The 9,089-nt window shown below is 25.8% G+C and carries 11 protein-coding genes; 10 read left to right on the top strand and 1 reads right to left on the bottom strand.

Annotation, left to right across the window (positions count from 1 at the left end; all coding sequences use genetic code 11):
* Nucleotides 1–81 precede the first annotated feature (81 nt).
* Complete coding sequence (locus tag Q5F54_RS07195) at nucleotides 82–387, bottom strand: DUF1540 domain-containing protein (RefSeq protein ID WP_071120162.1); 306 nt, start codon at nucleotides 385–387, stop codon at nucleotides 82–84.
* Nucleotides 388–668: 281 nt separating this feature from the next.
* Here Q5F54_RS07195 and Q5F54_RS07190 point away from each other — a divergent pair, with 281 nt between their 5' ends.
* The 10 genes from Q5F54_RS07190 to Q5F54_RS07145 all read left to right on the top strand — a co-directional run.
* Complete coding sequence (locus tag Q5F54_RS07190) at nucleotides 669–1,571, top strand: CPBP family intramembrane glutamic endopeptidase (protein ID WP_288306819.1); 903 nt, start codon at nucleotides 669–671, stop codon at nucleotides 1,569–1,571.
* Nucleotides 1,572–1,846: 275 nt separating this feature from the next.
* The gene (locus Q5F54_RS07185) at nucleotides 1,847–2,386 is read left to right on the top strand and encodes a hypothetical protein (protein WP_071120164.1); all 540 of its coding nucleotides are present in this window, start codon (nucleotides 1,847–1,849) and stop codon (nucleotides 2,384–2,386) included.
* Between the two features lie 155 nt (nucleotides 2,387–2,541).
* Complete coding sequence (locus Q5F54_RS07180) at nucleotides 2,542–3,240, top strand: TVP38/TMEM64 family protein (RefSeq protein ID WP_302334157.1); 699 nt, start codon at nucleotides 2,542–2,544, stop codon at nucleotides 3,238–3,240.
* A 92-nt stretch (nucleotides 3,241–3,332) separates the two neighbouring features.
* The gene (locus tag Q5F54_RS07175) at nucleotides 3,333–4,460 is read left to right on the top strand and encodes a (Fe-S)-binding protein (RefSeq protein WP_302334156.1); all 1,128 of its coding nucleotides are present in this window, start codon (nucleotides 3,333–3,335) and stop codon (nucleotides 4,458–4,460) included.
* Nucleotides 4,461–4,519: 59 nt separating this feature from the next.
* Nucleotides 4,520–5,185, top strand: coding sequence for a TVP38/TMEM64 family protein (locus tag Q5F54_RS07170; RefSeq protein WP_302334155.1), 666 nt, complete (start codon nucleotides 4,520–4,522; stop codon nucleotides 5,183–5,185).
* Nucleotides 5,186–5,199: 14 nt separating this feature from the next.
* Entirely contained in the window at nucleotides 5,200–5,784 is a 585-nt protein-coding gene (locus tag Q5F54_RS07165; protein WP_302169279.1) for a CDP-alcohol phosphatidyltransferase family protein, read from the top strand.
* A 22-nt stretch (nucleotides 5,785–5,806) separates the two neighbouring features.
* Complete coding sequence (locus tag Q5F54_RS07160; protein ID WP_288701875.1) at nucleotides 5,807–7,030, top strand: ABC transporter substrate-binding protein; 1,224 nt, start codon at nucleotides 5,807–5,809, stop codon at nucleotides 7,028–7,030.
* The gene (locus tag Q5F54_RS07155; protein WP_277232108.1) at nucleotides 7,020–7,880 is read left to right on the top strand and encodes an ABC transporter permease; all 861 of its coding nucleotides are present in this window, start codon (nucleotides 7,020–7,022) and stop codon (nucleotides 7,878–7,880) included. Before Q5F54_RS07160 ends, Q5F54_RS07155 begins: the two co-directional genes overlap by 11 nt.
* Before the next feature lie 14 nt (nucleotides 7,881–7,894).
* Entirely contained in the window at nucleotides 7,895–8,686 is a 792-nt protein-coding gene (locus Q5F54_RS07150; protein ID WP_302334154.1) for an ABC transporter permease, read from the top strand.
* 20 nt (nucleotides 8,687–8,706) lie between these two features.
* Nucleotides 8,707–9,089, top strand: a 383-nt coding sequence (locus Q5F54_RS07145) for an ABC transporter ATP-binding protein (RefSeq protein ID WP_302334153.1), incomplete at its 3' end; no start/stop codon positions are given.

Genomic DNA, 9,089 nt, shown 5'->3' with positions numbered 1-9,089 from the left:
CATAAAGAGTATTGACAAAAATAAAAGAGCGTAGACTTTGTCTACGCTCTGAGCTGATCCTTAAATAGATCAGCTTTTTTATTATCTAGATACAAAAGTTTCACAACTTGTATCGTGTGCATTTATTTGAACACTGTCAGCAACGCAATTCTTATCTTCATTGTAAGTGCAGTTAACAGCATCACATTTTATTTGTTCAGGTTTAGTACAACTGCAATTAGCACAATTTGTAAAATAAGTATTATCTTGGTCTACGAAAGAAGAGCAGTAAGTATTAGAAGTTGTATTAGCATTATGACCACCTACATTTATACCACCAGCATAACATAATCCCGAGTTATTATGTCCACAATTAGTTGCAGAACAGTTTAAATTTCCATTTGACATTTTATGTACCTCCTATTTATTTATTTATATAATCTATTATCTGATAAATTAAAAAAAATATAATAGGAAGATAAATCATAGTTAAGGAAAATTATAGTATGAATATTACTTAAATTTAATAGATAATAAGTGTATTTTAATAAAATAATAAATTGAAATTTTATAATAAAGTTATTAATAAGGTATTACTTAAAGTGAAAAATAATATAATTTAATAGACGTATGAAAAATATTGTTATATTATATATATAACAAATAAAACAGAAAAGGGGGGATTGATTATGAAAAAAGTTAATATTTTTCTGAGTATAACTTTTGTAGCTACATGGAGTATAGCCTTTTGGTTAATGGGAAATGGTGGATATCAAAATCCACTGGCTCAGATAGTACTTATGGTATGTATGATAATTCCAGCAATATCAGCAATTTTAACTAGCTTTATAACTAAGGAAAATATTAAAGATTTATGGATAAAACCAAACTTTAAAAATAATAAAAAAATTTATTTAATAGCTTGGTTTTTACCTGCAATACTTATTGTATTAGGAGCAGGAGTGTATTATTTAGTGTTTCCATCTCATTTTGATTTAAGTATGTCAACATTTATAAAATTAACACAAGATCAAATGGTAGCTATGGGTCAGGTAGCACCATCAGTAGAAGAATTAAGATCATTGCTTATAATGCAAATGATAATAGCAGTTTTACTTGCACCTATATTAAATTTTATAGCTTGTCTAGGAGAAGAATTGGGATGGAGAGGATTTTTACTTCCAACGCTTAATGAAAAATATTCATATTTAAAATCTACTATTAAAAGTGGTGTTATATGGGGGATATGGCATGCACCTATGATAGCTATGGGACATAATTATGGGTTAGGTTATTTTGGTGCACCTTGGGGAGGAATACTTGCAATGATAGTATTTTGTGTAGTCGTATCTGCCTTTTTATCATATATGACATTTAAGACTAAAAGTTGTATACCAGCGGTGCTTTCACATGGTATGATAAATGGGTTTGCAAGTTTTTCAACTGTATTTATAGCAGTACCTAGAGTTAATCCATTTATAGGACCAAGTCCAGTTGGAATATTAGGTGGAGTTGGATTTATAGTAGTAGGAATTATTTGTTTAATTAAAATAAATAAGATGGATAAAGAAATGGAGGAAATATCTATATAGATATTTCCTTATTTATTTAAAAAGTTTACTTTTATAATAGAGACTATATACTAAAAATATTAACCAGTAAAACAAAATTAAATTTTAGCTATTAAAGTTAGTTAAATTTACAATATATGGTATATTATAAATATATAATTATAAAAATTTCGCTTAACTAATTTTGCCAACGATATATCCTTGCTCAAAAATGATATATAGAAAATATGATAAACTTGTAAAATTTATAAATAAATGATATATTTTAGATAAAAATAAAATAAAAGAGGGATACTATGTATTTACCAAGTAAAATCACAAATATATTATCTAAAATAACTAAATCATATACAGTTAAATATACAAATGGTAAAATAGAATCAGTATTTATAAGTGAAAAAGATGTAACAATACAAGCATCAAATAAGGGATACTGTATTTACTTAAAAGGTGGTCCTATATATTTAAATGATTTAAAGTCAATAGAGCCTCTTTTAGTAAAAATGAATGTTTTAAACAATAATGATAAAATTAAAAATAACAAGTCTATAAAAGATGAATTAATAGATATTTTTTCGAAAAATAAAGATACTTTTTCTGTAGAATATAATGGAGCACGTATAGTATCTTTAAATCTAGAAAATCCTAAATTGGTTATAAGTAAAACTAGTGTGGGATATTCATTAAATGTAAATAATGAAAACATATCTATAAATAATGTGGTATCATTAAAAAAACTTTTAACAAGAATGAATGTTATAAAGCCATTAAAGAAAAAAAATATTAAAAAAGATGTTTATGATTGTGGATTTGAACAACTTATGTTGGATATATAGACAGATTGCCTTTAAAAGGGCTGAACTTATATAAAGTTCAGCCTTTTTTAGTTTAATTTTAATATTATAAATTATAAATGATTAAAAAGTACTTGATAATATATAAAGATATAAGTATATTAAATATAAAACTAAAAGGAGAAAAATGTATAATTATGAATAATAATAAAACTTTAAATAAATCATTTTGTATAACTGCATTAATAATAGTACTTTTAATTGGAGTATACATATTTGTAAATCCAGTAAATGAAGTTATAAATAACATGGTATCATACTTAACTAAATTAGATTTAGAAGGACTTAAGAAATATATATTATCATTTGGTATGTGGGCACCAGTAATATCATTTTTGCTTATGATATTACAATCAGTAGCAGCACCACTTCCAGCTTTTATAATAACTTTTGCTAATGCGGCTTTGTTTGGATGGGTAAATGGAGCAATACTTTCATGGACAAGCGCTATGGTGGTAGCAGCATTATGTTTTTATATAGCTAGGTTTTTAGGAAGAGATACAGTTGAAAGACTTACAAGTAAACTTGCTTTAAAAAATATAGATGAGTTTTTAGGAAAATATGGCAAGCATACCGTATTAATAGCAAGATTACTTCCATTTATATCTTTTGATTTAGTAAGTTATGGTGCAGGGCTTACTTCAATGAAGTTTATACCTTTCTTTGTTGCAACAGGTATAGGACAGCTTCCAGCTACAATAGTTTATTCATATGTAGGTGGAATGCTTACAGGTGGAGCCAAGCTTATGATGATGGGAATTATGACCTTATTTGCAATAAGTGTACTTGTATATCTTTTAAAGCAAATATATACTGAGAAAAAAAGTAAAGTTTAAAGTTATACTAATTAGTAGATGGCTTTTCTAAATATAGAATAGCCCTTTACATTTTAGATTAGTAAAGTTAATTTTTTATAGGAGGATAAATGATGAAAATAATAAATTTAAATGAAAAAACTCTAGAAGAGATAAAAATAAATGAAAATAATTGTATAAACTGTAAAAGATGCTATAATTCATGTCCTATGATGAGTAAATACTCTTCATCGCCAAAAGAACTTATGAAAAAAATAATAACAGATAAAGGTGTAGATAAAAATATACCTTATTCTTGTTCTTCTTGCGAAGTATGCAACTTAAAATGTCCTAAAGATATAAAAATAAAAGAAATGTTTTATGATATGAGAAAAGATATTTTTAATAATGATAAAAAAAATATAAATGATATTGGATATAATAGTGTAAAATTTCATCAGATTAATAGTTTTTCGCCTGTATTTTCAAAGTCTTTTTCAAATAAAAGTACTAAGAAATTATTCTTTCCAGGATGCAGTTTATCAAGTTATAGCCCGGAAATAGTTTTAAAAGCATATGAGTATTTAAAGAAAAACATAGATGATTTATCAATAGCATTTAAATGCTGCGGTAAACCAACCTTATCAATGGGAGATGTGGATAAATTTAAAATATATTATTCTCAGGTAGAAAATTTATTTTTAGAAAATAAAATTGAAGAAGTTATAGTAGCATGTCCAAATTGTTTTAACACCATAAAAAAATATAGCAAATCAGTTAAAGTAAAAACTATATGGGAAGTTATAAATGAAAATTCAATTCCTAAAAATTTAATAAATCATTATAATGATTTAGATATTAAATTTAGTTTACATGATCCATGTCCTATAAGATATGAACCAAAAATTCATGATAGTGTTAGATTGATATTAAAATCTTTGGGGATTAAAATAGTAGAATTTGATAAAAGTAGAGAAAATACAGAGTGTTGTGGATCTGGAGGTATGCTTAGAGTAACAAATCCTAAACTAGCTTTAGAACAAACTAATAAAAGAGCTAGTGAAGCTAAAACTGATACAGTTATATCTTATTGTGAATCTTGTTGTGAAGCTATGATGATTGCAAATAAAAATACTCTTCATATATTAGATTTTATGTTCAATGATAATGTTATAAATAAAAGTAAATTTACTCAAGATAAAATATCTACCATAAAAAAATGGAAAAATAGATATAAATCTATAAAGTTAATTAAAAATTAATAATAAGATTTTAATTCAAAAATATGGTAATATAATATTTTAGAAGAAGAGGTGATATTTTGACAAAAAAATACAAAATAGCATATAAGGTAATAATATCTATAGCTATATTGATGCTTATATCAATTGTTGTATATAAGGTTTATAAAATGAATTTAGGAGTAGACGATATAAAAAATTATGTTGAGTCTTTTGGAAAGTTGGGACCAATAATATATATAATAATGTTCTCTCTAGTTCCCCTTACGCTTTTTCCAGATTCAATACTTGCAATATCAAGTGGTCTTATATTTGGATTAGTAAATGGATATATTTATACTGCAATTGGAGCTTTAATAGGAGGAACAATATCATTTTATATATCTAGAAAGCTAGGAAGAAATGTAGTAAAAAAACTTACCAAAGAAAAACTAGATAAGGTAGAAAATATGATAAATGAAAGAGGATTCTTTATAGTGCTTATGCTAAGGCTGATTCCTTTATTCCCATTTGATGTAATTAGTTATGGTTCTGGATTAACAAGTATAAGATATAAAGATTTCATACTTGCAACTTTCTTTGGAACAATACCAGGAATATTTGTATTTGTAAATATTGGAGCACAATCAGTTAATATAGGAAGCAAAAGTTTTTATCTATCAATAGCAGCTTTAATATTACCTTTGGTAGTATCCATAATATTAAAAAACAGATTTATTACAAAAAACTTAGAAAATAATAAATAAAATTAGGAGGTAAAATGTTAGATACACATGCAAGAAAATATGTAAATCCAATAATTGAATTAGGAGCTAAGTTTCTTTTAAAATTAAAATTAACTCCTAATAATGTAACCATATTAGCTTTATTACTAGGGGTATCAACTTCTATATTTTTATATTTTGATATGCAGATAATTGCAGTTACTCTACTTTGGGTATCAGGATACTTAGATGCAGTAGATGGAGCTATGGCAAGAAGAAGTAATAGTTCATCATCCTTTGGAACACTTCTAGATATTGTTTCAGATAGAATTGTAGAAGTAAGCATAGTGTTAGTACTAGGGCTTAAATTTGTAGATGTAAGATATAATCTTATAGTATTAACTGTATGTATACTTATGTCTATGACTATATTTTTAACAGTTGGAGCACTAAGTGAAAAAAAAGGAGTTAAATCATTTTATTATCAAGCAGGAGTGGCAGAAAGAAGTGAAGGATTTATATTTTTTTCACTTATGATTTTAATTCCAAGCTATTTAGGAATAATAACTAATATATTTTCAATACTAATAATAATAACTGCAATTCAAAGATTTTTGGAGGCAAAAAGATTACTGGATTAATAAATAATAAGGAGATATAAGTATGAAGAAAAAAATTTACATAGTACTATTATGTATGATGATGATTTTATCTTTAGTGGGATGTTCAAAATCTCAAAAATCAAATGATGCAAATAGTAATACAAATATACTAGATACTAGTTATGATGAAATTTTAAAAAGTGCAAAAGGAACTACAGTAAATTTTTATGGATATGGTGGTAATGAAGTTATGAATAAGTGGTTTGACACTTACGTAATACCACAAATGAAAGAAAAATATGATATAAAAGTAAAAAGAGTAGGAATGAATATTGATGATATAATGAATAAATTATTATCAGAAAAGCAAGCTAAAAGTAAAGATGGAGTAATGGACGTAGTTTGGATAAATGGTGAAAATTTTAAAACTGCAAAAGAGAATAATCTATTACTTGGATCATTCACAGAAAAACTTCCTAACTTTAATGATTACATAGACAAAAATTCAGAAACTATAAACACTGATTTTGGAACTCCTGTAGATGGGTTAGAAGCACCATGGGGTAAGGCAGAGTTTGTAGTAATTAAAGATACTGGTAAAGTAGCTCAAAATATAGAAGATACTGAAACATTAAAAGAAGCAATAATTAAAAATCCAGGTAAATTTACATATCCTGCTTTACCTGATTTTGAAGGAAGTGCATTTGTAAGAAATGTAATATACGACATAGTAGGATATGAAAACTTAATTAACTTACCTGAAAATGAAGATGAAGTTAGAAAAGTTATACAACCAGCTATGGATTATTTAAATGAAATTAAACCATATTTATGGAATAAGGGAGAAACCTATCCTGCTACCATAGCACAATTAGATAATATGTATTCAGATGGTGAGGTTTACTTTACCATGACTTATTCACCAAATACTGTTAAAGGAAAAATTGATAGCAATGAATATAGTAAAGATACAGAAATAATAGCATTTGATAAAGGAAATATAAGTAATACTCACTTTTTAACAATACCTGAAAATGCACCTAACAAAGAAGGAGCTATGGTACTTATAAACTTTTTAATGAGTATAGATGCTCAGGCTTCAAAAACTGATACTGCTAATTGGGGCGATATGACTGTACTAGATATGGATAAGGTTCCTAACGAAGAAAAGTCTAAATTTAGCGAAACTGCAGAGTTTGGAAAGACATTACCAGAGTTAAATGCGGGATTAGTACCTATAATAGAGAAGATATGGACTGAAGAGGTTTTACAAAATGGAAAGTAAACTAAAACCATATATATTACTAGCACCTGTCGCTATTATATTAATAAGTATAATGGGATTTGGAATAGCTAACTGTGTAATGCAGAGTTTAGGATATATGCCATATATAGGTGCAGAAAATATTAGTTTTAGATTTTATAAAGAAGTTATAAGAGATTCTGTATTTTTAGAATCTCTTATATTTAGTTTAAAAACATCATTTATATCGTCTACAGTAGCAGTTTTTATAGGAGTGATATTAGCATATTTTTTATCACAAGAGAAATTATCTAAAATAAAAGAATCACTATTAAACTTACCTGTTATAATTCCACATATAGTTGTAGTAATGTTGATGATAACTATATTTTCTCAATCAGGAATAATTTCAAGAATATTATATTCATTAAATATTATAAGTGATTCATCTCAATTCATGTCTTTAGTTTCTGATAAAAATGGAGTAGGAGTAATATTGGTATATTTATGGAAAGGAATCCCATTCACTATTATAACAGCTTATAATATTTTGAAAAATATAAGTAATAATTTAGAAAAAGTAGCCATAAATTTAGGAGCTAGTAAGTTACAATGCTTTAGATATATAATATTGCCATTAGCTTCACCAACAATAATATCTTCATTTATAATTTTATTTGCTTTTTCTTTTGGTTCATTTGAAGTCCCATTTTTGATAGGGCCAACAACACCTAAAGCACTTTCTGTTAGTGCATATACAAGTTATATAAGTTCGGACTTATCTCAAAGGTCATATGCTATGGTTATAAATGTTATATTATCTAGTTTAAGTTTTATACTTCTTATTGTGTATAATAAAATTCTAGAAAAGATAAATAGATATAAAATTTAGGAGGAGATATTAAAGTGAATTTAAAAAAAATAATAATAGAATTGGCTATTATAGCTTTTATATTTCCTCTAATAATATTGGGGATTTGGAGTGTAACAGGTTCTTGGATATATCCAAGTCTTTTACCTCAAAGTTATTCATTAAGAGGATTTCAGTATATATTAAGTTTAGATAATATAGCTATATTAATAAATAGCATAATACTATCAATTTTAGTTGTATTTATTACAATAGTGATTAGTATTCCAGCAGCTAAGGCACTATCTTTATATAATTTTAAAGGAAAGAAATTCTTTGAATTATTAGTATTATCTCCAGTAATAATACCTACAATATCAATAGCAATGGGAGTACATATATTTTTTATAAAGCTAAAATTAGCAAATACATATCTAGGGGTAGTAATTATAAATATATTACCTTGTATACCTTATGCTGTAGGAATTATATGTGATGTGTATAAATTAGTTGGAGATAAGTTAGAAATACAAGCAAAAATGCTTGGAGCAAGTAAGATAAATGTATTTAGATATATTACACTACCTTTATTACTACCAGGTATACTAGGAGCATCAAGCATGTGCTTTATAATAGTATTTAGTCAATATTTCTTAACTATGCTTATTGGAGGAGGAACTGTAATTACTTATTCTATGATTATGTTTCCATATATACAAAGTGGAGATAGAGTAATAGGCTCTATGTATAGTATAGTATTTTTAGTTGCAAGTATAATAGTTTTAATGTTAATAGAGAAAAGGATAAAAATATATTACAAAAATAGTAGCAGTTTTTTTGAAATATAAGAAATTAAGGAGAAATAGATATGTCATCAGTTAAACTAGTTAATATAACTAAAAGTTTTGATGAAAAGATAGTATTAGAAGATATAAATATAGATATAAAAAATGGAGAACTAGTATCATTACTAGGAGTATCTGGATGTGGTAAAAGTACAACACTACAATTAATAGCAGGACTTATTAATCCAGATAGTGGAGATATAATTTTTAATGATAAATCAGTACTAAATACACCAACAGGAAAAAGAGATGCAGTAATAGTATTTCAAGACTACTTATTATTTCCACATATGAGTGTATATGAAAATATTGAATTTGGATTAAAAATGAAAAATATAAATAAGAAAATTAGAAAAGATAAAGTTAAGGAGTTAATAAAACTTGTAAAATTAAATGGATATGAAAA

The sequence above is a fragment of the uncultured Romboutsia sp. genome (assembly GCF_958366745.1).
GTDB lineage: Bacteria > Bacillota > Clostridia > Peptostreptococcales > Peptostreptococcaceae > Romboutsia > Romboutsia timonensis.
Note: the sequence above shows the minus strand (reverse complement) of the source record. Positions and strands in the feature narration are given on the sequence as shown.